Origin of the sequence: Methylomonas rapida (assembly GCF_024360925.2) — a bacterium.
Lineage (GTDB): Bacteria > Pseudomonadota > Gammaproteobacteria > Methylococcales > Methylomonadaceae > Methylomonas > Methylomonas rapida.
The window spans coordinates 3,895,408-3,921,067 of record NZ_CP113517.1; the positions used below are offsets into that span (position 1 = coordinate 3,895,408).

Annotated in this window: 27 protein-coding genes and 5 tRNA genes; all 32 read right to left on the minus strand. The window is 48.8% G+C overall.

Translation table 11 applies throughout. The features are described 5' to 3' along the window. Position 1: 1 nt before the first annotated feature. On the minus strand, positions 2-193 hold the full coding sequence (rpmC, locus tag NM686_RS18375) for a 50S ribosomal protein L29 (protein WP_255189285.1): 192 nt from the start codon (positions 191-193) through the stop codon (positions 2-4). Next, positions 193-606: a 50S ribosomal protein L16 gene (gene rplP / locus NM686_RS18380; RefSeq protein WP_255189286.1), complete on the minus strand. Its 414-nt coding sequence runs from the start codon at positions 604-606 to the stop codon at positions 193-195. The genes rpmC and rplP overlap by 1 nt, the downstream gene beginning before the upstream one ends. Positions 607-622: 16 nt before the next feature. Next, positions 623-1,294, minus strand: a complete 672-nt coding sequence (gene rpsC, locus NM686_RS18385) for a 30S ribosomal protein S3 (protein ID WP_269021888.1) — start codon at positions 1,292-1,294, stop codon at positions 623-625. Positions 1,295-1,306: 12 nt separating this feature from the next. Beyond that, a complete protein-coding gene (gene rplV / locus NM686_RS18390) occupies positions 1,307-1,639 on the minus strand; it encodes a 50S ribosomal protein L22 (RefSeq protein WP_255189287.1) in 333 nt (110 codons plus the stop codon). An 8-nt stretch (positions 1,640-1,647) separates the two neighbouring features. Beyond that, positions 1,648-1,920, minus strand: coding sequence for a 30S ribosomal protein S19 (rpsS, locus tag NM686_RS18395; protein WP_255189288.1), 273 nt, complete (start codon positions 1,918-1,920; stop codon positions 1,648-1,650). Between the two features lie 12 nt (positions 1,921-1,932). After that, positions 1,933-2,760, minus strand: a complete 828-nt coding sequence (gene rplB, locus NM686_RS18400) for a 50S ribosomal protein L2 (protein WP_255189289.1) — start codon at positions 2,758-2,760, stop codon at positions 1,933-1,935. A gap of 31 nt (positions 2,761-2,791) precedes the next feature. Then, positions 2,792-3,091: a 50S ribosomal protein L23 gene (gene rplW / locus NM686_RS18405; RefSeq protein WP_255189290.1), complete on the minus strand. Its 300-nt coding sequence runs from the start codon at positions 3,089-3,091 to the stop codon at positions 2,792-2,794. Then, positions 3,088-3,702: a 50S ribosomal protein L4 gene (gene rplD / locus NM686_RS18410; protein ID WP_255189291.1), complete on the minus strand. Its 615-nt coding sequence runs from the start codon at positions 3,700-3,702 to the stop codon at positions 3,088-3,090. Before rplD ends, rplW begins: the two co-directional genes overlap by 4 nt. Before the next feature lie 3 nt (positions 3,703-3,705). Beyond that, complete coding sequence (rplC, locus tag NM686_RS18415; protein ID WP_255189292.1) at positions 3,706-4,356, minus strand: 50S ribosomal protein L3; 651 nt, start codon at positions 4,354-4,356, stop codon at positions 3,706-3,708. 29 nt (positions 4,357-4,385) lie between these two features. Next, positions 4,386-4,697 carry a 30S ribosomal protein S10 gene (gene rpsJ / locus NM686_RS18420; RefSeq protein WP_013820389.1) on the minus strand — a complete coding sequence of 104 codons (312 nt, stop codon included), beginning with the start codon at positions 4,695-4,697 and terminating at the stop codon, positions 4,386-4,388. A 5-nt stretch (positions 4,698-4,702) separates the two neighbouring features. Then, the gene (gene tuf, locus NM686_RS18425; protein WP_255189293.1) at positions 4,703-5,893 is read right to left on the minus strand and encodes an elongation factor Tu; all 1,191 of its coding nucleotides are present in this window, start codon (positions 5,891-5,893) and stop codon (positions 4,703-4,705) included. A 27-nt stretch (positions 5,894-5,920) separates the two neighbouring features. Continuing rightward, positions 5,921-8,017: an elongation factor G gene (gene fusA, locus NM686_RS18430; RefSeq protein ID WP_255189294.1), complete on the minus strand. Its 2,097-nt coding sequence runs from the start codon at positions 8,015-8,017 to the stop codon at positions 5,921-5,923. Positions 8,018-8,042: 25 nt separating this feature from the next. After that, positions 8,043-8,513: a 30S ribosomal protein S7 gene (rpsG, locus tag NM686_RS18435; RefSeq protein WP_255189295.1), complete on the minus strand. Its 471-nt coding sequence runs from the start codon at positions 8,511-8,513 to the stop codon at positions 8,043-8,045. Positions 8,514-8,526: 13 nt separating this feature from the next. Further along, positions 8,527-8,901, minus strand: a complete 375-nt coding sequence (gene rpsL, locus NM686_RS18440; RefSeq protein ID WP_255189296.1) for a 30S ribosomal protein S12 — start codon at positions 8,899-8,901, stop codon at positions 8,527-8,529. 152 nt (positions 8,902-9,053) lie between these two features. After that, positions 9,054-13,253 carry a DNA-directed RNA polymerase subunit beta' gene (rpoC, locus tag NM686_RS18445; RefSeq protein WP_255190446.1) on the minus strand — a complete coding sequence of 1,400 codons (4,200 nt, stop codon included), beginning with the start codon at positions 13,251-13,253 and terminating at the stop codon, positions 9,054-9,056. Between the two features lie 76 nt (positions 13,254-13,329). Beyond that, positions 13,330-17,406 carry a DNA-directed RNA polymerase subunit beta gene (rpoB, locus tag NM686_RS18450; protein WP_255189297.1) on the minus strand — a complete coding sequence of 1,359 codons (4,077 nt, stop codon included), beginning with the start codon at positions 17,404-17,406 and terminating at the stop codon, positions 13,330-13,332. Positions 17,407-17,532: 126 nt separating this feature from the next. After that, entirely contained in the window at positions 17,533-17,901 is a 369-nt protein-coding gene (gene rplL, locus NM686_RS18455) for a 50S ribosomal protein L7/L12 (RefSeq protein ID WP_255189298.1), read from the minus strand. Between the two features lie 44 nt (positions 17,902-17,945). Then, entirely contained in the window at positions 17,946-18,440 is a 495-nt protein-coding gene (rplJ, locus tag NM686_RS18460) for a 50S ribosomal protein L10 (protein ID WP_255189299.1), read from the minus strand. A 179-nt stretch (positions 18,441-18,619) separates the two neighbouring features. Next, positions 18,620-19,315, minus strand: a complete 696-nt coding sequence (rplA, locus tag NM686_RS18465; RefSeq protein WP_255189300.1) for a 50S ribosomal protein L1 — start codon at positions 19,313-19,315, stop codon at positions 18,620-18,622. Further along, positions 19,315-19,746 carry a 50S ribosomal protein L11 gene (gene rplK / locus NM686_RS18470; protein ID WP_255189301.1) on the minus strand — a complete coding sequence of 144 codons (432 nt, stop codon included), beginning with the start codon at positions 19,744-19,746 and terminating at the stop codon, positions 19,315-19,317. Before rplK ends, rplA begins: the two co-directional genes overlap by 1 nt. Positions 19,747-19,847: 101 nt before the next feature. Further along, the gene (gene nusG, locus NM686_RS18475; RefSeq protein ID WP_255189302.1) at positions 19,848-20,381 is read right to left on the minus strand and encodes a transcription termination/antitermination protein NusG; all 534 of its coding nucleotides are present in this window, start codon (positions 20,379-20,381) and stop codon (positions 19,848-19,850) included. Then, positions 20,381-20,761: a preprotein translocase subunit SecE gene (secE, locus tag NM686_RS18480; RefSeq protein WP_255189303.1), complete on the minus strand. Its 381-nt coding sequence runs from the start codon at positions 20,759-20,761 to the stop codon at positions 20,381-20,383. The genes nusG and secE overlap by 1 nt, the downstream gene beginning before the upstream one ends. 32 nt (positions 20,762-20,793) lie before the next feature. Next, a tRNA-Trp gene (locus NM686_RS18485) sits at positions 20,794-20,869 on the minus strand. Positions 20,870-20,903: 34 nt separating this feature from the next. Next, entirely contained in the window at positions 20,904-22,094 is a 1,191-nt protein-coding gene (gene tuf / locus NM686_RS18490) for an elongation factor Tu (protein WP_255189293.1), read from the minus strand. 35 nt (positions 22,095-22,129) lie between these two features. Next, a tRNA-Thr gene (locus tag NM686_RS18495) sits at positions 22,130-22,205 on the minus strand. Between the two features lie 21 nt (positions 22,206-22,226). Beyond that, positions 22,227-22,300: transfer RNA gene (locus tag NM686_RS18500), tRNA-Gly, on the minus strand. 19 nt (positions 22,301-22,319) lie between these two features. Next, positions 22,320-22,404, minus strand: a tRNA-Tyr gene (locus tag NM686_RS18505). Positions 22,405-22,481: 77 nt separating this feature from the next. Further along, the gene (gene pth / locus NM686_RS18510; RefSeq protein ID WP_255189304.1) at positions 22,482-23,048 is read right to left on the minus strand and encodes an aminoacyl-tRNA hydrolase; all 567 of its coding nucleotides are present in this window, start codon (positions 23,046-23,048) and stop codon (positions 22,482-22,484) included. A 15-nt stretch (positions 23,049-23,063) separates the two neighbouring features. Beyond that, positions 23,064-23,672, minus strand: coding sequence for a 50S ribosomal protein L25/general stress protein Ctc (locus NM686_RS18515; RefSeq protein ID WP_255189305.1), 609 nt, complete (start codon positions 23,670-23,672; stop codon positions 23,064-23,066). A 48-nt stretch (positions 23,673-23,720) separates the two neighbouring features. Continuing rightward, positions 23,721-24,674, minus strand: a complete 954-nt coding sequence (locus NM686_RS18520) for a ribose-phosphate diphosphokinase (protein ID WP_269021889.1) — start codon at positions 24,672-24,674, stop codon at positions 23,721-23,723. Positions 24,675-24,709: 35 nt separating this feature from the next. Further along, positions 24,710-24,784 (minus strand) — tRNA-Gln (locus tag NM686_RS18525). A gap of 15 nt (positions 24,785-24,799) precedes the next feature. After that, positions 24,800-25,657 carry a 4-(cytidine 5'-diphospho)-2-C-methyl-D-erythritol kinase gene (gene ispE, locus NM686_RS18530; RefSeq protein ID WP_255189306.1) on the minus strand — a complete coding sequence of 286 codons (858 nt, stop codon included), beginning with the start codon at positions 25,655-25,657 and terminating at the stop codon, positions 24,800-24,802. Positions 25,658-25,660 lie beyond the last annotated feature (3 nt).

Here is a 25,660-nt window from a genome sequence, read left to right on the forward strand (position 1 = left end):
GTTAGCCTCTCGCCATTTCGGTTAGAACAGTATTGATACGAGCTATATCACGTCTAACCTGCTTCACTTGACTTGACTTGACCAGCTGACCTGCGCCTTTTTGCATACGCATGTTGAATTGTTCACGAGCCAGCTCCAAAAGATTGGCCATTAACTCATCTTTTGATTTACTTCTTAGTTCTGTCGCTTTCATTACATTATTGTCCGTGCAGAGAATGTTGTTTTGACTGGTAGTTTTGCCGCTGCCAGACTAAACGCTTCACGCGCAAGCTCTTCAGAAACCCCTTCAATCTCAAACAGCATTGTTCCGGGTTTGATTTGAGCTACCCAGTATTCAACACTACCTTTACCTTTACCCATACGTACTTCCAAGGGCTTTTTCGTAATTGGCTTGTCAGGGAATACTCGAATCCAGATCTTGCCGCCCCGTTTAACGTGACGACTGATCGCTCTACGTGCCGCCTCAATTTGACGGGCGGTCATTCTACCACGACTTATAGATTTTAATCCATACTCGCCGAAACTGACGGAGGAACCTCTGAGTGCTGTTCCGTTGTTTCTGCCGGTATGCTGTTTTCGAAATTTCGTTCTTTTCGGCTGAAGCATTGTCTTATTCCTTCAACTATTTTTTAGAATCAGAGTTTAAAGAAGCAGTATGCGCATCCATGTCGAATACTTCGCCTTTGAATATCCAGACTTTGATGCCGATGATACCGTATGTAGTTTTTGCTTCAGCTGTGCCGTAATCGATGTCGGCGCGCAAAGTATGCAGAGGCACACGACCTTCTCTGTACCATTCGGTACGAGCGATCTCAGCGCCGTTCAAACGGCCAGCAACGGTGATTTTGATACCTTCAGCACCCAAGCGCATGGTATTAGTCACAGCGCGCTTCATCGCGCGGCGATACATAATCCGTTTTTCCAATTGTTGCGCGATGCTCTCGGCAACAAGATAGGCATCCAGCTCTGGCTTTCTGATTTCTTCTACGTTCAACTGAACAGGTACGCCCATCATTTTCGAGATATCTTGCCTCAAAACATCGATATCCTCGCCTTTCTTGCCGATCACAATACCAGGACGCGCTGTGTGGACCGTAATGTTTGCATTGTTAGCAGGGCGGTTGATTTGCACCCTACTGACAGATGCGTGCGCCAACTTTGTCTTGATATATTCGCGAACCTTCAAATCTTGTAACAAAAGAACAGGGTAGTTCTGGCTATTTGCATACCATCTTGAAGTCCAATCTTTAACGATCCCTAGACGTATGCCTGTGGGATGAACCTTTTGACCCATTTTCTACCTCTATTAGCGTTCTGCTACTTTAATTGTTATGTGACAAGTTCTTTTCAGTATGTGATTCGCACGACCTTTCGCACGCGCAGCAATGCGCTTCATCGTTCTGCCTTCATTCACATAAACAGTTGATACTTTTAACTCGTCTACGTCCGCGCTCTCATTATGTTCCGCATTCGCGATGGCAGATTCCAATATTTTCTTAAAGATCCCTGCCGCTTTTTTTGAACTGAAATTCAGAACATTCAAAGCCTTTTCCACCGGCAAACCGCGGATTTGATCACCCACCAATCTAGCTTTTTGAGCCGATAGCGGAGCATTACTCAATTTTGCTGAAACTTCCACAATCACTCCTATCTCGATTTTTTATCAACAATATGGCCTTTGTAGGTTCTTGTAGGCGAAAATTCGCCCAGTTTATGACCGACCATATTTTCCGAGATCAAAACAGGAATGTGCTGTTTGCCATTGTGCACAGCTATGGTCAAACCCAACATATCCGGGCTGATCATGGATCTTCTTGACCAAGTTTTAATCGGTTTCCGGTTATTTGTTCTCACTGCTTCTTCAACTTTTTTCAGCAAGTGATGATCAATAAATGGACCTTTTTTAATTGAACGCGGCACGTGTAATACCTCTTATTTTTGCTTACGGCGTCTAACAATCATGTTGTCAGTACGTTTATTTTTGCGAGTTTTATAACCTTTTGTCGGTGTACCCCAAGGTGAAACCGGGTGTCTGCCACCTGATGTTCTACCTTCACCACCACCATGAGGGTGGTCGACCGGGTTCATTGCCACACCTCTCACGGTCGGACGAACGCCTCTCCATCTTTTTGCGCCAGCCTTACCCAATGAAATCAGGTTATGCTCTGAATTAGATACTTCACCAACCACACCTCTACAATCTGAGGATACTTTACGCATCTCGCCAGAACGCAAACGGATTGTCACGTACGCGCCATCTTTAGCGACTAATTGCACTGAAGTACCGGCACTTCTTGCGATTTGCGCACCTTTACCAGGCTTCAATTCAACGCAATGAATCGTGGTACCCAGCGGCATATTCCTCAACGGCATGCAGTTTCCCGGTTTTACCGGAGTCGTTTCGCCGCTCAAGATTTCTTGACCTACTTCGATTCCTTTTGGCGCAATGATGTATCTACGCTCACCATCTTTGAACAAAACCAATGCAATATTGGCTGTTCTATTTGGATCGTACTCGATCCTTTCAACCTTACCTGGAATCTCGGTTTTATTGCGCTTAAAGTCAATAATGCGGTAGAACTTTTTATGTCCACCACCGATATGTCTGGTAGTAATTCTACCTGTGTTATTACGACCACCGGATTTGCCGTTTTTGTCTAGTAGTTGCGCAAATGGCTTACCCTTATGCAAATCATTATTTTGTACACGCACTACAAACCGAGAACCCGGAGATGTCGGTTTAGATTTTAGAATAGCCATGCTCTTCTACCGCTCCTATTGATCTTTTAACTTAAGCTGTTGCTAATTCAATACTGTGGCCAGACTGCAATTTGACATAAGCCTTTTTCCAGTCCGATCTTTTACCTAATGTGCGACCAAAGCGTTTAATTTTGCCTTTTACATTCAAAACCCGCACGGACTCAACCTTTACATCGAACATGAGCTCGACTGCGTTTTTGATTTGTAATTTGGTCGCGTTTTTTGCCACTTTAAATACAAATTGATTATTTTTATCTGCAGCTATAGCGCTTTTTTCCGAAACGATCGGCGCAGACAGCACGCTCGCTAATTTAATTTTTTGAATACTCATGCCAAACGTTCCTCAATCTGCTTAAGAGCTGCAGTCGTTGCAATGACTTTGTCGGCAGATACCAGGGATACTGGATCAACGCTGCTAGGAGTCATCACTGCGATATAAGGCAGGTTTCTTGCTGCCAGAATCAAATTTTCGTTCAATTCATCAACCACTACCAACAAACGTTTCGCGTCGATGTTTTTAACCTTTGCCAGAAATTCTTTTGTTTTTGGCGCCGCAGGCATAATGTCGTCGCACACGGCAATTCTTTCTTGTCTCAACAACTCAGAAAAAATAGAGCGGATACCGACCTTGTACATTTTTTTATTTAATTTTTGATCAAACGATCTTGGCTGAGCTGCGAAAGCAACGCCACCAGACCTCCAAATCGGCCCTCTTGTCGTACCAGCACGCGCGCGACCTGTTCCTTTTTGACGAAAAGGTTTAGAACCACCACCACTAACCGCAGAACGGTTTTTTTGGGCTTTCGTGCCGGCTCTAGCGGCAGCCATGTACTTAACCACCAACTGATGAACCAGTGTTTCGTTAAAATCTTGGCCGAAAACGGCTTCTGATACGTCGCACGCTGAACCTTGATTACTAATAGCAGGTATTTGCAGACTCATAACTTAACCTTTATTTAACATTTTGACTGCAGGCGTAATGACAATATCGCCACCTTTAGCACCAGGAACAGCACCTTTAACCAAAATCAGGCTTCTTTCCGCGTCGATCGAATGAATCGTCAAATTTTGGACAGTGGTCTTGGCCGCGCCCATATGACCACACATTTTTTTACCTTTAAAGACGCGACCTGGCGTTTGGTTCATACCATTTGATCCAGGTACCCTATGCGATCTGGAGTTACCATGTGTCGCATCTTGGGTTCTGAAGTTGTGTCGTTTCACGGTACCGGCAAAACCTTTACCAATGCTCGTGCCCGATACATCTATCACTTGACCAGCTTCAAAGACATTTACAGTCAATTCTGAACCGGCAGACAATTCAACGCCTTCATCGTCTTTTAATCTGAATTCCCACAAACCACGACCCGCAGTAACATTAGCTGCCGCATAATGACCAGCCATGGCTTTGTTTACTTTTGAAGATTTCACGTCACCTGCTGCGACTTGAATCGCACGGTACCCGTCTTTTTCAACACTCTTGACTTGAATCACACGATTAGAATCGATATGTAATACAGTCACTGGCACTGAAGTACCATCTTCACAAAAAATACGGGTCATACCACATTTACGACCAACAAGACCTATTGACATCTGCCAATTCCTCTAATTATTTCTAGCTTTTATTTAAGCTTAATTTGAACATCAACCCCGGCTGCAAGATCCAATTTCATCAATGCATCCACGGTTTTATCGGTTGGCTCGACAATATCCAGCAACCTTTTGTAGGTTCTCAATTCATACTGATCACGCGCATCTTTATTGACGTGCGGCGAGATCAGAATGGTGAAACGCTCTTTTCTTGTTGGCAGCGGAATCGGCCCCTTAACCTGGGCTCCTGTTCTTTTCGCCGTCTCAACAATTTCACCGGCCGATTGATCAATCAGCTTATGATCGAAAGCTTTCAATTGGATTCGGATAGTTTGATTAGCCATCTTTTTTACTCAATGATAGAAGCAACGACACCCGCACCAACGGTACGACCACCTTCACGAATTGCGAAACGCAAACCATCTTCCATCGCGATCGGCGCGATCAGTTTCACGGTTACCGCGATATTGTCGCCAGGCATAACCATTTCAACACCTTCCGGCAACTCGACCGCACCGGTTACGTCGGTGGTTCTGAAGTAGAACTGTGGACGATAGCCGTTGAAGAATGGGGTATGGCGACCGCCCTCGTCTTTTGACAAGACGTAGATTTCTGCTTTGAAATGTGAGTGCGGTTTAATGCTATTTACGTGCGCCAAGACTTGACCACGCTCTACTTCGTCGCGTTTGGTACCACGCAACAACACACCTACGTTATCGCCCGCTTGACCTTGATCCAGCAACTTGCGGAACATTTCCACGCCAGTACAGGTGGTTTTGATGGTGTCTTTGATACCAACGATCTCGACCTCTTCACCGACTTTGATGATACCGCGCTCTACACGACCGGTTACCACGGTACCGCGACCAGAAATCGAGAATACGTCTTCGATCGGCATCAGGAATTTGCCATCAATAGCGCGCTCTGGCTCAGGGATATATGTATCCAGGGCTTCAACCAGTTTTACGACAGATTGAACGCCGATTTCGCTTTGCTCGCCTTCTAAAGCTTTCAACGCCGAACCCACGATGATCGGGGTGTCGTCGCCTGGGAATTCATATTGATTCAGCAATTCGCGGATTTCCATCTCAACCAGCTCGATCAACTCAGGATCGTCAACCATGTCGGCCTTGTTCAGGAATACCACGATGTAGGGCACACCTACTTGGCGAGACAACAGGATGTGTTCGCGGGTTTGCGGCATAGGACCATCGGCCGCGGAGCAAACCAGGATGGCTCCGTCCATTTGGGCCGCACCGGTGATCATGTTTTTAACATAGTCGGCGTGACCTGGGCAGTCTACGTGCGCATAGTGACGCGTAGCTGACTCATATTCTACGTGCGAGGTAGAAATAGTGATACCACGTGCGCGTTCTTCTGGGGCATTGTCAATTTGATCGAAAGCTTTTGCTTCACCGCCTTGCAACTCCGCCATTACCTTGGTCAAGGCTGCAGTCAGCGTGGTTTTACCATGGTCAACGTGACCAATCGTACCGACGTTTACGTGCGGTTTTTTTCTTTCAAATTTTTCTTTAGCCATGAGTCAATACCTAATATTTACAAAGATTTAAGATACTTTTCTAATTATAGCTTCCGCAATATTTGCAGGTGCTTCGTTATATTTTTCAAACTGCATACTGTATGTCGCCCGTCCCTGCGTTGCAGAGCGCAGATCGGTTGCGTAGCCAAACATTTCTGCCATGGGAACTTCGCATTCGACCGCTTTACCAGCAGGCACATCATCCATACCATGTATTACGCCTCTACGCCGGTTGATGTCACCGACGACCTCACCCATATAATCCTCTGGCGTTACCACCTCGACTTTCATAATGGGTTCGAGCAATACAGGATTTGCAGTTTCTGCCCCATCCCTGAAGGCTATTGATCCTGCAATTTTGAAAGCCATTTCATTCGAATCGACATCGTGATATGACCCATCGAACAAACTAACTTTTACATCTACCACAGGGAAGCCGGCTATTATGCCATTTTCCATTTGTTCTTGTACGCCTTTATCGATCGCAGGAATAAATTCTTTCGGAATGGCCCCGCCAACTACTTCGTTGACGAACAAATAACCCGATCCTAATTCCCTTGGCTCCAAACGCAGCCAGACGTGACCGTATTGTCCGCGCCCTCCGCTTTGCCGAATGAACTTTCCTTCACACTCTACCGTTTTGCGAATGGTTTCTCTGTAGGCCACTTGCGGTGCCCCTACATTTGCCGCAACGTTGAATTCCCGCTTCATCCGATCAACGATTATCTCTAAGTGCAATTCACCCATTCCCGAGATAATGGTCTGCCCCGATTCACCGTCCGTATTTACGCGAAACGACGGATCTTCTTGCGCCAAACGCGCGAGCGCCCCCCCCATCTTGTCTTGGTCCGCCTTTGTTTTTGGCTCAACCGCAACCGATATAACGGGTTCTGGAAATTCCATTTTTTCCAACAAAATCGGAGCCTCCATGGCGCTAAACGTATCACCCGTGGTGACATCTTTTAATCCGATTACAGCAGCTATATCGCCCGCCCTGACCTCGCCAACCTCTTCCCTACTATTGGCGTGCATCTGGACAATTCGACCAACCCGCTCACGCTTTCCTTTCGCGACATTCAGGATCACATCACCGGATTTCAGCACACCGGAGTAAACCCTAAAAAATGTCAAAATCCCTACAAAGGGATCTGAAGCAATTTTGAATGCCAACGCTGAAAACGGTTGATCATCTCCAGCCGTTCGCAACTGCTCCTCATCACTCCCCTCTAGCATTCCCTTCACTGCGGGCTTATCTATTGGCGCAGGCAAAAACTCGATGACTCCATCCAGCAAGCACTGAACACCTTTATTCTTGAAGGCGGAACCGCAATAAACCGGAACCAAGCTATTTTGCAGCACTTGATCACGAATTCCTTTTTTTATTTCCTCTTCCGAAAGAACACCGTCTTCCAGATATTTCTCAGTGAGGTCTTCGGAACCTTCTGCCGCCCTCTCGATCAGAAGCTCTCTATATTCGGCGACCATGCCCACCATTTCCGCAGGAATTTCCTTTTCCTCATGCGTGACACCCAAATCAGCATCATTCCAGTAAAGCGCTTTCTGCTTGACCAGATCGATGACACCGACAAATCCATCTTCAGAACCAATTGGCAGTTGCATCGCTACAACCGATGCCCCAAGCCGAGTTTTTAACTGCTCCACAACACGCGGAAAATCGGCACCGACACGATCCATCTTATTGACGAATGCCAACCTGGGAACATGGTATTTATTCGCTTGACGCCACACCGCTTCCGATTGCGGCTCCACACCACCTACGGCACAAAAAACCGCACACGCGCCATCCAGCACCCGCAGCGAGCGCTCTACTTCTATCGTAAAATCGACGTGGCCCGGCGTATCGATGATATTGATACGGTGCTGCGGATATTGTTTTTCCATTCCCGACCAAAAGCAGGTAGTCGCAGCCGAGGTTATCGTAATCCCTCTTTCCTGCTCCTGCTCCATCCAGTCCATGGTTGCAGCACCATCATGCACCTCACCCATTTTATGAGACACACCGGTGTAAAACAAAATGCGCTCGGTAGTGGTTGTTTTACCGGCATCTATGTGAGCCATGATCCCGATATTACGGTAATGCTCTATTGGCGTCTTCCGTGCCATATCAACCACCCAAAAAGGCTATCGCTTACCAGCGATAATGAGCAAACGCCTTGTTTGCTTCAGCCATTCTATGCGTATCTTCGCGTTTCTTAGCAGCTGCACCACGGCCTTCCGAAGCATCCAGCAACTCACCAGCCAACTTTGCAGCCATGGTTCTTTCATTGCGTTTTCTAGCCGCATCGATCAGCCAACGCATGGACAATGCAACTCGTCTCGCCGGACGAACCTCGACAGGCACCTGATACGTCGCACCACCTACGCGGCGTGATTTCACCTCAACGCGAGGCTGAACATTTTCCAGCGCTTTCGCAACCAGTTCCAAAGATTCTTTATGACCTTTGCTCTCGATAACATCCAAAGCGCCGTAAACAATTTTTTCAGCTACGGACTTTTTACCGTCCTGCATAATCATGTTCATAAACTTCGACAGCATATCGCTACCGAAGCGCGGATCCGGATTGATTACTCGCTTTGCAGCTACTCTTCTTCTAGACATTGGTTAACAGCCCTTATTTTTTAGGTCTTTTCGCACCATATTTGGAGCGACCACACTTTCTATCTTTCACACCAGAAGTATCAAGACTTCCCCGAACAACGTGGTAACGCACACCTGGCAAATCCTTGACACGACCACCGCGGATCAACACAACAGAGTGCTCTTGCAGATTATGCCCTTCACCACCAATATAACTACTTACTTCAGCCCCATTGGTCAATCTGACCCTTGCCACCTTACGCAAGGCCGAGTTCGGCTTCTTCGGCGTCGTGGTGTAAACACGGGTACAAACCCCCCTTCTTTGAGGACATGCTTCCAATGCAGGCACATTGGTTTTCTCGACTTTCTTAGCACGAGGCTTACGGACCAACTGATTGATCGTGGCCATTCTTAACTACTCCGATATGCAATTTGTAACAAACAAAAACCCGCAAACAAGCTTTTCGCAGGCCACGGTTGCCAGACCCAAATCTCTTGACTCATGTGAGCAGAGCATATTACCGCCTCTTCATCACATGGTCAAGAACTTTTGGTTATTTTTTATTCAATGTTGAGTGCCTGTTTCAGGGCCTCTTCAACATCCACTGCTTCGGCGGCGCTGATTGCGGAATCGACTTCCGGCGCCGACTCCATTGCCCTTCTCTTACGGCGCTGCTCATGATACGCCAAGCCGGTACCGGCTGGAATCAACCTACCGACAATGACGTTTTCCTTCAGACCATTCAGACTGTCGCTGATACCCCTAACGGCGGCATCAGTCAGCACGCGAGTGGTCTCCTGGAAGGATGCCGCGGATATGAAGGACTCGGTCGCCAGTGACGCCTTGGTAATACCCAATAACAGCGATTCGTAACTTGCAGGAATCTTGCCTTCTTTCTCGGCTTGCTCATTGACCGCATTGAGTAATGTACGCTCAACCTGTTCGCCTTTGACGAAATCCGTTTCACCTGAAGCGGTGATTTCCACTTTACGCAACATCTGACGAATGATCGCCTCGATGTGCTTATCGTTGATTTTCACCCCTTGTAACCGGTAAACATCCTGAATCTCCTTGACCAGGTAATCAGCCAACTCTTCCACACCGCGCAAACGCAAGATGTCATGCGGCGTCAATTCACCTTCGGCGATCGTCTCGCCTTTTTCGACGAATTCACCTTCAAATACCGTGATATGTCGCCATTTCGGTATCAGGGTCTCGTAATGCTCACCCTCAGCGTCGGTAATGATGACGCGCTGCTTACCCTTGGTTTCCTTACCAAACGAAACCATACCGGTTGCCTCCGCCAAAATCGCAGGATCTTTAGTTTTGCGCGCCTCGAACAAGTCGGCAACACGCGGCAAACCACCGGTGATGTCCCGGGTTTTACTGGATTCTTGTGGAATCCGGGCCAGCACGTCGCCGACCTTCACTTCGCCGCCATCTTTAACACTGACGATTGCACCCGCAGGCAAGAAATACTGTGCCGGTATATCGGTGCCTGGCAGATTGATCAAGCCACCGTGCTCATCGATCAATCGAACCATAGGCCGTAATTCCTTACCCGCAGCGCTACGTTGCTTGGGATCGGTAACCACGCGTGAAGTCAAGCCTGTTACCTCATCCGACTGTTCCTGAACGGTCACCCCATCGATAAAATCGTGCAATTGGATAAAACCATCTACCTCAGTAATAACTGGATGGGTATGCGGGTCCCAATTGACGATAATATCGCCAGCTTTGACCGGACTACCGTCTTCTATGGACAACACTGCGCCATAAGGAATTTTATAACGCTCGCGTTCGCGACCGTATTCATCCATCACGCCAACCTCGCCCGATCTGGAAACCGCCACCAGATTGTTCTCGCGGTTTTTGACCGTCTTCAAGTTGTTCAGCTTCGCACTACCGGCGGACTTGACCTGAACATTGCTGACAGCAGCCGATCTCGATGCCGCACCACCAATGTGGAACGTACGCATGGTCAACTGTGTGCCAGGCTCACCGATAGACTGAGCGGCGACAACACCAACAGCCTCGCCGATATTGACCAGATGCCCTCGACCCAAATCGCGACCATAACACTTAGCACACACACCCTGTCTGGATTCGCAAGTAATGACGGAACGCACGATCATTTTATCGATACCGTGATCCTCCAGCACGCTTACCAGATTCTCGTCAATCATGGTACCCGCTGGAATCAACACATCATTGCTCGCAGGATTAGTGACATCTATCGCAGCGACCCGGCCCAATACTCGTTCGACCAATGGCTCGACCACATCGCCGCCTTCAATGATAGGCATCATGGTCAGACCGTTCTCGGTACCGCAATCGGATTCGGCAATCACCAAATCCTGGGCCACGTCGACCAAACGTCGAGTCAAGTAACCCGAGTTCGCGGTTTTCAGCGCGGTATCCGCCAGACCTTTACGCGCACCGTGAGTTGAAATGAAGTATTGCAACACGTCCAAACCTTCACGGAAATTCGCTGTAATCGGCGTTTCGATGATGGAGCCGTCCGGCTTGGCCATCAAACCGCGCATACCCGCCAACTGCCGGATCTGAGCCGCGGATCCCCTCGCGCCCGATTCGGCCATCATAAAAATGGAATTGAACGACTTCTGCTTGACCGTCTGTCCGCTGGCGTCAACGACTTCATCCTCACCCAGGCCTTCCATCATCACTTTCGCAACCTGATCGTTCGCACGAGACCAAATGTCGACGACCTTGTTATAGCGTTCGCCATCGGTGACCAGACCTGACGAATATTGGTTCTGGATTTCGTTGACCTCTGCTTCTGCGGCGCGAATGATGTCCGCTTTCTTGGCCGGGATTTCCATGTCCTCGATACCGAATGAAACTCCGGAACGCGTGGCGTAGCGGAATCCCAAATACATGATTTGGTCCGCCAGAATTACCGTTTCCTTGATGCCCAAATAACGATAGCTATAGTTGATCAACCGAGAAATATTTTTCTTGGTCATATCCACATTGACCAACTCGTAAGGCATGCCGTCGGGCACGATGCCCCAGATAATCGCTCGACCTACGGTTGTTTTCTTCCTGCTAACGATGGTTTCGAATTCGCCATCGGCATTTTTCAATTTTTCAGTGACTCTGAGCTCGATTTTGCTTTGCAGCTCGACAGCCTTTGCATCCAAGGCCTTCATCACTTCGGCGAGATCGGTAAATATACTCCCCTCACCTTTGGCGTTGACCTTTTCACGACTGATGTAATACAACCCCAAGACCACGTCCTGCGACGGGTTGATGACTGGCTCACCATTGGCAGGCGACAAAATATTGTTGGTCGCCATCATCAAGGTACGTGCTTCCAATTGTGCCTCGATCGACAACGGAATATGCACCGCCATCTGGTCACCGTCGAAGTCGGCGTTGAACGCGCTACAAACCAACGGATGCAATTGAATCGCTTTACCTTCGATCAAGATTGGTTCAAACGCTTGAATACCCAAACGGTGCAGCGTCGGCGCCCGGTTCAGCAATACCGGATGTTCGCGAATGACTTCTTCCAGAATATCCCAAACCTCGGCTCCTTCGCGCTCGACCATTTTCTTGGCCGCCTTGATGGTGGTGGCTAAACCACGCAGTTGCAACTTGCTAAATATGAACGGCTTGAACAGTTCCAGTGCCATTTTTTTCGGCAACCCGCATTGGTGCAGGCGCAAGGTAGGACCTACCACGATAACGGAACGCCCCGAATAATCGACCCGTTTGCCCAGCAAATTTTGCCGGAAACGGCCTTGTTTACCCTTGATCATATCGGCCAGGGATTTCAAAGGCCTTCTGTTGCTGCCCGTGATTGCACGACCGCGGCGACCGTTATCCAACAAGGCATCGACCGCTTCTTGCAGCATGCGTTTTTCGTTACGCACGATAATGTCTGGCGCATTCAAGTCCAACAAGCGTGTAAGACGATTGTTACGGTTGATGACGCGGCGATAAAGATCATTCAAATCCGATGTCGCAAAGCGGCCACCATCCAGAGGCACCAATGGGCGCAATTCCGGCGGCAACACCGGCAATACGTGCATGATCATCCATTCCGGACGGTTATTGGAAGCCAACAAGGAATCGATGACCTTCAAGCGCTTCGAAAACTTCTTGATTTTGGTATCCGAACTGGTCGAATTGATCTCTTCGCGAAGAATATTGATTTCTTCCTTTAGATCAATCGATTTCAACAAATCATAGATCGCTTCAGCGCCCATTTTGGCGACGAAATCATCGCCATGCTCTTCAACCGCATTCAGGTATTCTTCGTCGGTCAACAATTGGCCTTTTTCCAGCGGCGACATACCCGGATCGGTAACGACGAATGTTTCGAAGTACAACACGCGTTCGATCGAACGCAATGTCATATCCAATAACAATGCAATTCTGGAAGGCAGTGATTTCAGGAACCAAATATGTGCAACCGGGCTGGCCAATTCGATATGGCCCATGCGTTCGCGGCGGACTTTGGATAAAGTGACTTCCACGCCGCACTTTTCGCAGATGACGCCACGGTGTTTCAAACGCTTGTACTTACCGCATAAGCATTCGTAATCACTGATAGGGCCAAAAATTTTGGCGCAGAACAGGCCGTCTCTTTCCGGCTTAAAAGTACGGTAATTGATGGTCTCCGGTTTCTTGACTTCACCATAGGACCATGAACGAATCATGTCAGGTGATGCCAAGCCGATACGGATAGTGTCAAAATCATCGGTACGACCTTGACGCTTTAGGAAATTCATTAAATCTTTCAAGAGCTTATCCTCTTTAAATGTTAACCATTATTGCCCAGATTCCAGTCATCCAGCTAGAAGCAGGTTATTCCTGCTCCATTTCGATATTGACTGCCAACGAACGTATTTCCTTGACCAATACGTTGAAGGATTCCGGCATACCGGCTTCCATTGTGTGATTACCATCGACGATATTTTTGTACATACGAGTCCTTCCGGTAACATCGTCCGACTTGACCGTCAGCATTTCCTGCAAGGTATATGCTGCGCCATAGGCTTCCAACGCCCACACCTCCATCTCACCGAAACGTTGTCCGCCGAACTGGGCCTTACCGCCCAACGGCTGCTGAGTCACCAAACTGTATGGCCCCGTTGAACGGGCATGCATTTTATCGTCGACCAAATGGTTCAATTTCAGCATGTACATATAACCCACGGTGACTTCACGCTCGAACGGTTCACCGGTCAAACCATCATACAATGTGGTTTGGCCATGCTCGGGCAGGTCTGCCAATTGCAACATGGTACGAATGTCCTCTTCCGAGGCACCGTCGAATACAGGGGTCGCCATCGGCACGCCGCCCACCAGATTCGCCGCAAGCTCCAGGATTTCTTTATCGGAAAAGGAACTGAGGTCCTCTTTTCTGCCACTGCAGTTATAAATTTTTTCCAGGAAACCTCTGATTTCTTGCACCTTGGCCTGTGCTTCCAACATCTTGCCGATCTTGATACCCAAGCCTTTCGCAGCCCAGCCCAAGTGTGTCTCCAACACCTGTCCGACGTTCATGCGTGACGGTACACCCAGCGGATTCAACAAAATATCGACTGGATTGCCATCGGCCGTGTATGGCATGTCTTCTATCGGCACGATTTGCGAGATCACACCCTTGTTACCATGGCGGCCCGCCATCTTGTCACCGGGCTGAATGCGTTTTTTGACGGCCAAATAAACCTTGACCATTTTCAACACACCTGGCGCCAAATCGTCGCCCATGGTGATTTTCTTTTTCTTCTGCTCGAAACGCTCGTCGAATTCCTTGCGTTGTTGTTCGACTTGTTCGGCGATGGTTTCCAGATAGACGTTGACATCTTCGTCTTGAGTCTTGATTTTCAATAACTCGGAATGCGTCAAGGTTTCGAGATAATCTTTAACGATCTCCTCGCCTTTTTTCAAACCATTTGGCCCCTTTTCGGCCTTCTTACCTAGGAGAGTCGACTTCACACGCGCAAAGATGTCGTGCTCGACGATCTTCAATTGATCATCCAAATCCTTACGATAACGTTTGATTTCTGCTTCTTCGATTTCCAACGCACGCTTGTCTTTTTTGACGCCGTCGCGAGTAAATACTTGTACGTCGATCACTGTACCGCGCACGTTGTTCGGCACACGCAGCGAAGTATCTTTTACATCGGCGGCTTTCTCACCGAAAATCGCGCGCAGCAATTTTTCTTCCGGCGTCAGTTGTGTTTCGCCTTTTGGCGTCACTTTACCGACCAGAATATCGCCGCCTTTGACTTCGGCACCGACATAGACGATGCCGGACTCGTCCAGTTTGGACAAGGCTTCCTCGCTGACGTTTGGAATATCGGCGGTAATCTCTTCCGGGCTGTGCTTGGTTTCACGCGCCACGCAGGTTTTTTCTTCGATATGGATAGTCGTGAAACGGTCTTCCTTCACCACTCGCTCGGAAACCAGGATCGAGTCCTCGAAGTTATAACCGTTCCAAGGCATGAACGCGATCAACATGTTTTGACCCAATGCCAATTCACCCAAATCGGTCGAAGGGCCATCAGCCAGGATATCGCCTTTTCTAACCAGGTCGCCCAGCTTGACCAAAGGTTTTTGATTGATACAGGTGTTCTGATTGGAACGGGTGTATTTGATCAGATTGTAGATATCCACACCTGGTACACCGGCAACGGTTTCATCGTCATTGACCCGCACCACGATGCGCCCCGCGTCCACGGCCTCGATACGACCACCGCGAGTGGCGACCACGGTTACACCCGAGTCTTTGGCCACGACACGTTCCATGCCGGTACCCACCAGCGGTTTTTCGGCTCTCAACGTCGGAACCGCTTGCCGCTGCATGTTAGACCCCATCAACGCCCGGTTCGCGTCATCATGCTCCAGGAACGGAATGATGGACGCCGCCACGGATACGATCTGCTTGGACGATACGTCCATGTATTGCACGGTATCCGAAGATGCCAAGGTGAATTCGTCTTTGTAACGGCATGACACCAGGCCTTCGACCAGCTTGCCATTTTCATCGACGGCCACGCTGGACTGCGCGATCACATATTCGCCTTCTTCGATCGCGGAGATGTAATCCACCTGGTCGGTGACATAGCCATCGACGACTTTGCGATACGGGGTTTCCAAAAAGCCGTATTCGTTGGTGCGGGCGTAAACCGACAAGGAGTTGATCAAACCGATGTTTGGCCCCTCCGGCGTTTCGATCGGACATACCCGGCCATAATGGGTCGTGTGAACGTCGCGCACCTCGAACCCGGCACGTTCACGCGCCAAACCGCCTGGACCCAACGCCGATACCCGACGCTTATGGGTAACCTGTGACAACGGGTTGTTTTGGTCCATGAATTGGGACAACTGGCTGGAACCGAAGAATTCCTTGACCGCGGCTGACACAGGCTTGGCGTTGATGATTTCTTGCGGCATCAAGCCTTCCGAATCGGCCAGGGTCAAGCGCTCTCTGACCGCGCGCTCAACTCGGACCAAGCCGATGCGGAATTGGTTTTCGATCATTTCGCCCACCGAACGCACCCGGCGGTTACCCAGATGGTCGATATCGTCCACGACGCCATTGCCATTCCGGATTTTGATCAGCTCCTTCAATACGTCGATGATGTCTTCCTTGCTGAGCGTACCCGTACCTTCGATCTCTTCGCGACCGAGACGACGGTTGAATTTCATCCGGCCCACGGCTGACAGGTCGTAACGCTCGTCGGTAAAGAACAGGTTTTCAAACAGATTTTCAGCGGACTCCGCGGTCGGTGGCTCGCCAGGACGCATCATGCGGTAGATCTCTACCAGCGCTTCCATTCGATTACTGGTGGTATCCAAGCGCATGGCATTGGAAATATAGGGACCGCGATCCAGGTCGTTGACATATAGCGTATTGATTTCGCGCACATCGGCATCGATCAATTTCTGCAATAATGGCTCGGTCAACTCGTCATTGACACTGGCAATCAGCTCGCCGGTCGAGGTGTCGATGACATTATGGCCCAAAATTTTGCCATAGAGGTAGTCTCTAGGCACTTCGATTTCAGTAACGCCCGCTTTTTCCAGTTGGCGCACATGTTTCGCGGTGATGCGCCGTCCTTCTTCGATCAGTACGGCGCCGTCGTGTTTGATGTCAAATACCGCCATTTCGCCGCGCAATCTTTCGGGGATTACGTGGAACATGAACTTATCGGCACTCAATGAAAATTTGTTGGTATCGAAGAAGATGCTGATCATCTCTTCGTTGTCGTAACCCAAGGCCCGCAGCAGGATGGTAGCCGGAATTTTACGGCGTCTGTCGATACGGACATACACCGCATCTTTATGATCGAACTCGAAGTCCAACCAGGAGCCACGATAAGGAATTACGCGGGCATTGAATAACAGTTTGCCTGATGAATGGGTTTTACCTTTGTCGTGATCGAAGAACACGCCGGGCGATCTGTGCAATTGCGACACGATGACCCGTTCGGTACCGTTGATCACAAAAGTACCATTGTCGGTCATCAGGGGCAGTTCGCCCATGTAGACTTCTTGTTCACGAATGTCTTTGACGACTTTCGTATTTGCCGGCGCATCTTTGTCATAAATGACCAAACGCACTAAAACTCTCAACGGCGCAGCAAAGGTAGCTCCGCGCTGTTGGCACTCTCTTACGTCGAAAGTGGGTTCCCCCAAGCGATATTTTACATACTCGAGCACCGCATAACCTGAGTGGCTAACCACCGGAAATACGCTGGAAAATGCGGCATGCAAACCTTGATTACGTCGTTTTTCAGGTTGAACACCCAATTGCAAGAAGTTTGCATACGAATCGATTTGTGTTGCCAAGAGATAGGGAACATCCAGAACTTCTGAACCTTTCCCAAAATTATTACGGATACGCTTTTTTTCGGTAAAAGAATAGGCCATATTGCTTCTATACCTTCGTCGTCAGAGATTATTACTACTGCCCATTTTACAAGCAGTAAAAGGCCGACGGCAAAATGCCGTCAGCCCGGTTTGGTAGGCTTATGCCTGATATGCAGATCAAGATACTTATTTGATCTCGGCGGTTGCGCCTGCTGCTTCCAGTTCTTTTTTAGCAGCTTCGGCTTCGGCTTTGCTGATGCCTTCTTTCAATGTGCTTGGTGCGCCTTCTACCGCGTCTTTGGCTTCTTTCAAGCCCAAGCCGGTGATGCCGCGTACGGCTTTAATAACCGCAACTTTGTTGTCGCCGAAACCGGTCAGAACCAGGTCAAACTCGGTTTTTTCTTCTTCAACGGCAGCGGCGGCAGGCGCGGCAGCAACAACGGCCGCGGCCGCGGATACACCGAATTTTTCTTCCATGGCGGAAATCAGATCAACGATTTCCATAACAGTCATGTTCGCAACTGCTTCCAAGATATCTTCTTTTGAAATTGCCATTTTTATATTCCTCTATTTTATGCGTATTAACTAGTCGAATCGATTTATGCAGCTTCTTTCTCGTCTCTGACCGCAGCCAAGGTACGAGCCAGTTTTTCGACTGGAGCCTTCATGACTGACATCAGCATTGCGATACCTTGATCGCGGCTCGGCAATTTCGCCAAACGGTCCAGTTCGGAACCGTCATACGCTTGACCGCCAATCGCTACGATTTTGGCAATGAGATTTTTATGAGTTTTTGAAAACTCGCTGATCAAACGTCCCGCGCAACCTGGGTCTTCGATAGAAAACGCCAGAATCAGCGGACCAACCAGCTTGTCCTGCATACATTCGAACTCAGTTCCAGCGACCGCACGTTTTGCCAGAGTGTTTTTGACTACGCGCAAATAAACACCCGTTTCTCTCGCGGTTTTGCGCAGCTCTGTAAGCTCAGTAACTGTCAAACCACGGTATTCCGCCGCAACAGCGGAATGGGCTTTAGCGGCGAATTCAGCAACTTCCTCTACGACAACTTTTTTGCCATCTAAATTGAGTGCCACATCTACCTCCGGTAGTTTCCCGATATGAATCAGGAGCTATGAAACGCATCTTGCGATGCCCCTTACGGTTTCTTTCACCACAGTTGGTTAGAGCTCCCGTCTGCGTAGGATAATTAAGCGTCATGCACCTACGGTCTTTGACGGTTGCCGAAGGACTCGGCAACCCAAAGTCTTTTGTATTAGATTTCGATACTGTTTTGATCGATCCACAGACCGGGGCCCATGGTTGAAGAAAGAGAGATTTTTTTCAGATAAACGCCTTTCGCCGCCGTCGGCTTGGCTTTTTTCAGGTCTCCAATCAGAAATTCCAAATTTTGTTTGATCGAATTTTCGTCAAAAGACACTTTGCCAATCGAACAATGAATGATGCCGGATTTGTCGGTACGGTATCTAACCTGCCCCGATTTTGCATTTTTTACCGCTGTAACGACATCGGGTGTCACGGTGCCGACTTTTGGGTTAGGCATCAAACCGCGCGGCCCCAGAATTTGACCCAATTGACCGACCACACGCATTGCATCAGGCGAAGCGATCACGACATCAAAATTCATTTCTCCACGTTTGACCTGCTCGGCCAGGTCATCCATGCCCACGACGTCGGCACCGGCTTCTCTGGCGGCATCGGCATTAGGACCTTGGGTGAACACTGCAACACGTACGCTTTTACCCGTACCATGCGGCAATACGGAGGCGCCACGCACATTTTGATCGGATTTGCGCGGATCGACACCCAGGTTGACGCTGACATCAATCGATTCATCGAATTTGCTGTTAGCGAATTCTTTCAACAAGCTCACGGCTTCGGCAACAGAATATTGCTTGCTGCTGGAGACTTTTTCTCTGATTGCTTTTGCTTTTTTGCTCAACTTAGCCATTACACGCCCTCCACGTTCAAGCCCATGCTGCGAGCGCTTCCCGCAATAATTCTAATTGCCGCATCCATGTCGGCGGCATTCAAATCTTCCATTTTGGTTTTCGCAATCTCTTCCAACTGCGCACGAGTTACGGTACCTACTTTATTGGAGTTAGGCTTGCTGCTTCCGCTTTTAATGCCAGCGGCTTTTTTCAACAGAATGGAAGCGGGGGGTGTTTTGGTAACGAAGGTGAAACTTTTATCACTATAGACAGTGATAACAACAGGCAGTGGCAGCCCTTTTTCGACATCTTGGGTTCTCGCATTGAACGCCTTGCAAAACTCCATGATGTTGACACCACGCTGACCCAACGCTGGACCAACCGGAGGACTAGGATTCGCTTCGCCTGCTTTTACTTGCAGCTTGATATAGGAATCAATCTTTTTTGCCATTTTTTACTCCTAAACGGGTACAAACGCTTTTAGGCTCCCCAACAAACAAAAATCCCCGCCATTAAAAATGGCAGGGATCCCTAAAATTTTCTTATGAGAAATTAGACTTTCTCAACCTGCACAAACTCAAGCTCCACAGGTGTAGACCGACCAAAAATCAGCACCGATACTCGCAGGCGACTTTTTTCGTAATTGACTTCTTCGATACTACCATTGAAATCCTTGAACGGACCGTCAATGATACGAATGACTTCACCAACCTCAAACAGAATCTTGGGCCTAGGCTTATTGACGCCTTCTTCCACTCTGTTCAGGATTGCCATGGCTTCCTTATCCGAAATTGGCGAAGGCCTGTCGGATGCACCACCAATAAATCCCAAGACCCTTGGCACATTCCTTACCAAGTGCCAGGTTTCGTCATTAAGTTCCATTTGCACCAGGACGTAGCCTGGAAAAAACTTTCTTTCGCTTTTCCGCTGCTGCCCCATCTTCATTTCGACAACTTCTTCGGTTGGAACCAGAATCTTGCCGAAATATTGCTCTAGGCCTTCGCGTTTTATTCTCTCTTCAAGCGCCTGTTTAACCTTGTTTTCATAGTTTGAGTAGGCGTGTACCACATACCAGCGCAGAGACATTATTGCATCCCCTGATTCATCAGCAGCTGTACAGCCCAGAATAAAAACATATCCAACAACCAAAGGATCAGACCAACAACAAAGACCATTGTAAACACTAACAATGTAGTCCTGACCGTCTCATCTTTGGTGGGCCAAACCACACGCCTCATTTCCTGCTTGGACTCGCCAATGAATTGCCATACCGCTCGCCCTCTGGCAGTGGTAAAGCATATCCCGACGGACAAAGCCACGATAATGACCAAGCCCAATACACGATATAACAGCATTAAATCAGAGAAATGATAGAACGCAACTACGCCGGCCGTTATTAAAACTGGACAAATTACCAGTTTTACGATATCTGCTACCGAGGTAACTTCTTCTGCTTGTGCGTTCATTTTAATTTTCTATTTTTTGAATGTATTTCTGGTGGCAGGCCAGGAGGGACTCGAACCCCCAACTTGCGGTTTTGGAGACCGCTGCTCTACCAATTGAACTACTGACCTATTCCAGAAACATTTAACTCAGCTATCGATTGAATTATTCAATGATAGAGGCAACGACACCCGCACCCACGGTACGACCACCTTCACGAATTGCGAAACGCAAACCATCTTCCATCGCGATCGGCGCGATCAGTTTCACGGTTACCGCGATATTGTCGCCAGGCATAACCATTTCAACACCTTCCGGCAACTCGACCGCACCGGTTACGTCGGTGGTTCTGAAGTAGAACTGCGGACGATAGCCGTTGAAGAATGGGGTATGGCGACCGCCCTCGTCTTTTGACAAGACGTAGATTTCTGCTTTGAAATGTGAGTGCGGTTTAATGCTATTTACGTGCGCCAAGACTTGACCACGCTCTACTTCGTCGCGTTTGGTACCACGCAACAACACACCTACGTTATCGCCCGCTTGACCTTGATCCAGCAACTTGCGGAACATTTCCACGCCAGTACAGGTGGTTTTGATGGTGTCTTTGATACCAACGATCTCGACTTCTTCACCGACTTTGATGATACCGCGCTCTACACGACCGGTTACCACGGTGCCGCGACCAGAAATCGAGAATACGTCTTCGATCGGCATCAGGAATTTGCCGTCAATAGCGCGCTCTGGCTCAGGGATATATGTATCCAGGGCTTCAACCAGTTTTACGACAGATTGAACGCCGATTTCGCTTTGCTCGCCCTCTAAGGCTTTCAACGCCGAACCCACGATGATCGGAGTGTCGTCGCCTGGGAATTCGTATTGATTCAACAATTCGCGGATTTCCATCTCAACCAGCTCGATCAACTCAGGATCGTCAACCATGTCGGCCTTGTTCAGGAATACCACGATGTAGGGCACACCTACTTGGCGAGACAACAGGATGTGTTCGCGGGTTTGCGGCATAGGACCATCGGCCGCGGAGCAAACCAGGATGGCTCCGTCCATTTGGGCCGCACCGGTGATCATGTTTTTAACATAGTCGGCGTGACCTGGGCAGTCTACGTGCGCATAGTGACGCGTAGCTGACTCATATTCTACGTGCGAGGTAGAAATAGTGATACCACGTGCGCGTTCTTCTGGGGCATTGTCAATTTGATCGAAAGCTTTTGCTTCACCGCCTTGCAACTCCGCCATTACCTTGGTCAGGGCTGCAGTCAGCGTGGTTTTACCATGGTCAACGTGACCAATCGTACCGACGTTTACGTGCGGTTTTTTTCTTTCAAATTTTTCTTTAGCCATTACGAAAACACCCTAGAAGAACAATTAATCAAAACTGGAGCTCATAACCGGATTTGAACCGGTGACCTCTTCCTTACCAAGGAAGTGCTCTACCTACTGAGCTATATGAGCGACATTACCGTAGCCAAAAAATGGAGCGGGTGATGGGAATCGAACCCACGTGATCAGCTTGGAAGGCTGGAGTTCTACCATTGAACTACACCCGCAGATCCAATTCAAATTTGATGGTGGAGGGGGGAGGATTCGAACCTCCGAAGGTAGAACCGGCAGATTTACAGTCTGATCCCTTTGGCCGCTCGGGAACCCCTCCTTCATGTAATTTGGTCATTATCCTTACATCAACCAACTCGGTCAAGTTTTTTTTCAAAAAACTTAAAAATTTTTTATTTATTGGGCAAGACTGTTATTAATCGCAGCCAGATCACCTGAAATCAGCGCGTTCATTTCGCCCTCCAGGCGACCAAACAGACCATCCCAAATCGTGAACACTTGAGATGAAGGCCTGGAGAGCACATAATCAGCGACATTACCCCCATTCGAGGGTCGACCGATACCCAATCTCAAGCGGAAAAAATCTCGTGTATCGATGTGAGCAATAATATCCCTCAAGCCATTATGCCCCGCATGCCCGCCATCACGCTTCATTTTTACCGAGCCTTCTGGCAGATCCAATTCATCATGAACCACCAACAACTCATCAGGCTTGAATTTGTAGTAGCGTAGCACCTTACCTACCGACGAGCCACTTCTATTCATAAAAGTCATCGGCTTCAACAAGACCAACTTATGCCCCGATATATCGAGACCGGCAACCTCCCCTTGGAACTGAGTATTGGCCGACCATCGCGCACCTTGCGCCCCAACCAAGTGATCCACAAAAAGAAACCCGGCATTGTGCCGGGTTCTTTCATACTGCTGCCCCGGATTCCCGAGACCCACGATCAGCTTAATCATCAAGCAATCGCATGATTATGCAGAAGCTTCCTCGGAAGCGCTCTCGCCTTTCGGTTTTGAGATCTGCACAACCGGATGATCATGCTCAGAACCTTGTTGCAATTCCGGAATTTCTACCCCTGCAGGCAAAACCAGATCGGACAAATGCAAAGTAACACCCACATCGACATTGGCCATATCGACCTCGATGAACTCAGGCAATGCGGAAGGCATGCAAGCTACTTCGACATCAGCCATGGCATGACTGACGGCGCCGCCTTTTTTCACACCGATAGATGTCGCTTCATTAATGAAATGCAGCGGAACATGGACTTTAACCTTATGGCTTTCGTCGACGCGCATAAAGTCGATGTGCAGAATTTGCGGCTTCGCCGGATGACGCTGAATGTGCTTCAAAATAGCTTTTTCAGTCCTGCCGTCAACCTTGATATCCAACACATGCGAGTAAACGGCTTCGTGAGCCAATTGCTTCAACAACTCATTGTGATCCAAAACCAACATCGCAGGCGCTTCACTGCCGCCATAAATCACAGCCGGCACTTTGCCTTGACGACGAACGATTTTCGCCGCACTACTACCCGTTGCACTGCGAGTTTCCGCAACAAATTCAAACACGTTAGCCATTATTTTCTCCAAAAGCCTGTTCTACAAGCACTACTCAATAGTTATAAACTAATCTACATAAAGCGAGCTAACAGACTCGCCAACAGCTATCCGCCGTATCGTTTCAGCCAGCATCTCAGCGACACTCAACTGCCTAATTTTTCCTATGGATTTCAATTCATCGGTCAGCGGAATCGTATCCGTCACTACTAATTCATCCAACACTGAATTTCTGACATTATCGGCCGCCGCACCCGATAAAACCGGATGAGTACAATAAGCAACCACTTTAAGCGCACCATGCTTCTTTAATGCCGAAGCAGCGTGACACAGGGTACCTGCCGTATCCACCAAGTCATCCACCATCACGCAGGTCCGCCCTTCGACATCACCGATGATATGCATGATCTCAGACACATTTGGCCTGGGACGACGCTTGTCTATGATCGCCAGATCCGCATCCCCAAGACGCTTCGCAAGCGCCCTAGCCCGCACAACCCCCCCCACATCAGGGGACACGACAATCAAATTTTCATATTCTTGCCGCCAAACATCACCCAATAAAATTGGCGATGCGTAAACATTATCCACAGGGATTCCAAAAAAACCCTGAATTTGATCCGCATGCAAATCCACGGTCAACGCCCTGTCGGCGCCGGCCTGACCTATCATATCGGCCACTAGCCTGGCGGTAATCGGCACCCTAGCCGACCTCGATCTTCTATCCTGCCGCGCATATCCATAATAAGGTATTACCGCGGTTATACGCGCCGCCGATGCCCGTCTTAAGGCATCGATCATCACGAGCAATTCCATCAGGTTTTCATTCGTCGGAGAACACGTGGGCTGCACCACGAACACATCCCGACCCCGAACGTTTTCCTCGATTTCTACAAATATCTCACCATCACTGAAGCGACCAACCGACGCCATACCCAGGCGCATGTTGAGCTTCCTCACAATACCCTCAGACAATGCCTTATTGGCATTACCCGAAAATACCATTATCGAAGCATCACGCATTCAAGGACTCCCGAGGATTTGTTTGTGTAGAGATATGGCTGGGCTGCTAGGATTCGAACCTAGGTATGCGGGGATCAAAACCCCGTGCCTTACCGCTTGGCGACAGCCCAATAAACTGATTTGACTCATCCCTGTTCTAATTTCTTGTAGAGCGCAGACTGATTCGAGCCTTTAGCCAAGAACACCAGCCACCGATCTTTCAATCCTTCTAACGCACTCTCAGCATCTTCCTTGTTACAAAACTGAGCGAACACACATGCACCGGTCCCCGTCAATCTCGCTTCCGCATAGAATGACAACGCATCGATTGCGTCTTTCACCGGCCGATATAACTTGCAAACTACTTCCGAACAATCATTCCGATTATCCCCTGCAAGAAAGTCGCTCATTGTAATGACTGCACTATTCCTTGTCAAATTTTCTGCAGAAAAAATTTCTCCAGTATTCACATGGCAATCCGGTTTAATGATGACAAACCATTGTTCCGGCAACGTTATTGCCTGCAAATCCTCGCCCACACCTTCGCCCCAGGCCGAACAACCAAACACAAACACAGGCACATCGGCACCAAGCCTCAAGCCCAAATCCATCAACTCACGCTTCGACAAGCCCAAGCCCCAAAGCCGATTTAGAACTACCAAGGTTGTAGCGGCATCGGAACTTCCACCACCCAAACCACCACCCATAGGCAGATTTTTCTCGATATCGATACAAACTCCGCGCACGCAGCCGGTATGAGACTTCAACAAATTAGCCGCCCGAACAGTCAAGTCATCCTGCTCTGGAACGCCGGAGATTGGATTTCGCAGAGTCACACGGCCATCATCAACCGGATGAAACGTCAACCAATCGCATAGATCGAGCATTTGAAACACCGTTTGCAACAGATGATAGCCATCTGGCCTGCGACCGGTAATCCTCAACATTAAGTTCAATTTTGCCGGCGCAGGCCATCTTTCGCCCCATCCAGCCATAAAATCCATTCT

Coding starts and splice junctions, on each gene's coding strand:
- rpmC (WP_255189285.1), bottom strand. CDS start 193: ATGAAAGCGACAGAACTAAGAAGTAAATCAAAAGATGAGTTAATGGCC.
- rplP (WP_255189286.1), bottom strand. CDS start 606: ATGCTTCAGCCGAAAAGAACGAAATTTCGAAAACAGCATACCGGCAGA.
- rpsC (WP_269021888.1), bottom strand. CDS start 1,294: ATGGGTCAAAAGGTTCATCCCACAGGCATACGTCTAGGGATCGTTAAA.
- rplB (WP_255189289.1), bottom strand. CDS start 2,760: ATGGCTATTCTAAAATCTAAACCGACATCTCCGGGTTCTCGGTTTGTA.
- rplW (WP_255189290.1), bottom strand. CDS start 3,091: ATGAGTATTCAAAAAATTAAATTAGCGAGCGTGCTGTCTGCGCCGATC.
- rplD (WP_255189291.1), bottom strand. CDS start 3,702: ATGAGTCTGCAAATACCTGCTATTAGTAATCAAGGTTCAGCGTGCGAC.
- rplC (WP_255189292.1), bottom strand. CDS start 4,356: ATGTCAATAGGTCTTGTTGGTCGTAAATGTGGTATGACCCGTATTTTT.
- rpsJ (WP_013820389.1), bottom strand. CDS start 4,697: ATGGCTAATCAAACTATCCGAATCCAATTGAAAGCTTTCGATCATAAG.
- tuf (WP_255189293.1), bottom strand. CDS start 5,893: ATGGCTAAAGAAAAATTTGAAAGAAAAAAACCGCACGTAAACGTCGGT.
- fusA (WP_255189294.1), bottom strand. CDS start 8,017: ATGGCACGGAAGACGCCAATAGAGCATTACCGTAATATCGGGATCATG.
- rpsG (WP_255189295.1), bottom strand. CDS start 8,513: ATGTCTAGAAGAAGAGTAGCTGCAAAGCGAGTAATCAATCCGGATCCG.
- rpsL (WP_255189296.1), bottom strand. CDS start 8,901: ATGGCCACGATCAATCAGTTGGTCCGTAAGCCTCGTGCTAAGAAAGTC.
- rpoC (WP_255190446.1), bottom strand. CDS start 13,253: ATGAATTTCCTAAAGCGTCAAGGTCGTACCGATGATTTTGACACTATC.
- rpoB (WP_255189297.1), bottom strand. CDS start 17,406: ATGGCCTATTCTTTTACCGAAAAAAAGCGTATCCGTAATAATTTTGGG.
- rplL (WP_255189298.1), bottom strand. CDS start 17,901: ATGGCAATTTCAAAAGAAGATATCTTGGAAGCAGTTGCGAACATGACT.
- rplA (WP_255189300.1), bottom strand. CDS start 19,315: ATGGCTAAGTTGAGCAAAAAAGCAAAAGCAATCAGAGAAAAAGTCTCC.
- rplK (WP_255189301.1), bottom strand. CDS start 19,746: ATGGCAAAAAAGATTGATTCCTATATCAAGCTGCAAGTAAAAGCAGGC.
- nusG (WP_255189302.1), bottom strand. CDS start 20,381: ATGTCTCTGCGCTGGTATGTGGTACACGCCTACTCAAACTATGAAAAC.
- secE (WP_255189303.1), bottom strand. CDS start 20,761: ATGAACGCACAAGCAGAAGAAGTTACCTCGGTAGCAGATATCGTAAAA.
- tuf (WP_255189293.1), bottom strand. CDS start 22,094: ATGGCTAAAGAAAAATTTGAAAGAAAAAAACCGCACGTAAACGTCGGT.
- pth (WP_255189304.1), bottom strand. CDS start 23,048: ATGATTAAGCTGATCGTGGGTCTCGGGAATCCGGGGCAGCAGTATGAA.
- NM686_RS18515 (WP_255189305.1), bottom strand. CDS start 23,672: ATGGCTAACGTGTTTGAATTTGTTGCGGAAACTCGCAGTGCAACGGGT.
- NM686_RS18520 (WP_269021889.1), bottom strand. CDS start 24,674: ATGCGTGATGCTTCGATAATGGTATTTTCGGGTAATGCCAATAAGGCA.
- ispE (WP_255189306.1), bottom strand. CDS start 25,657: ATGGATTTTATGGCTGGATGGGGCGAAAGATGGCCTGCGCCGGCAAAA.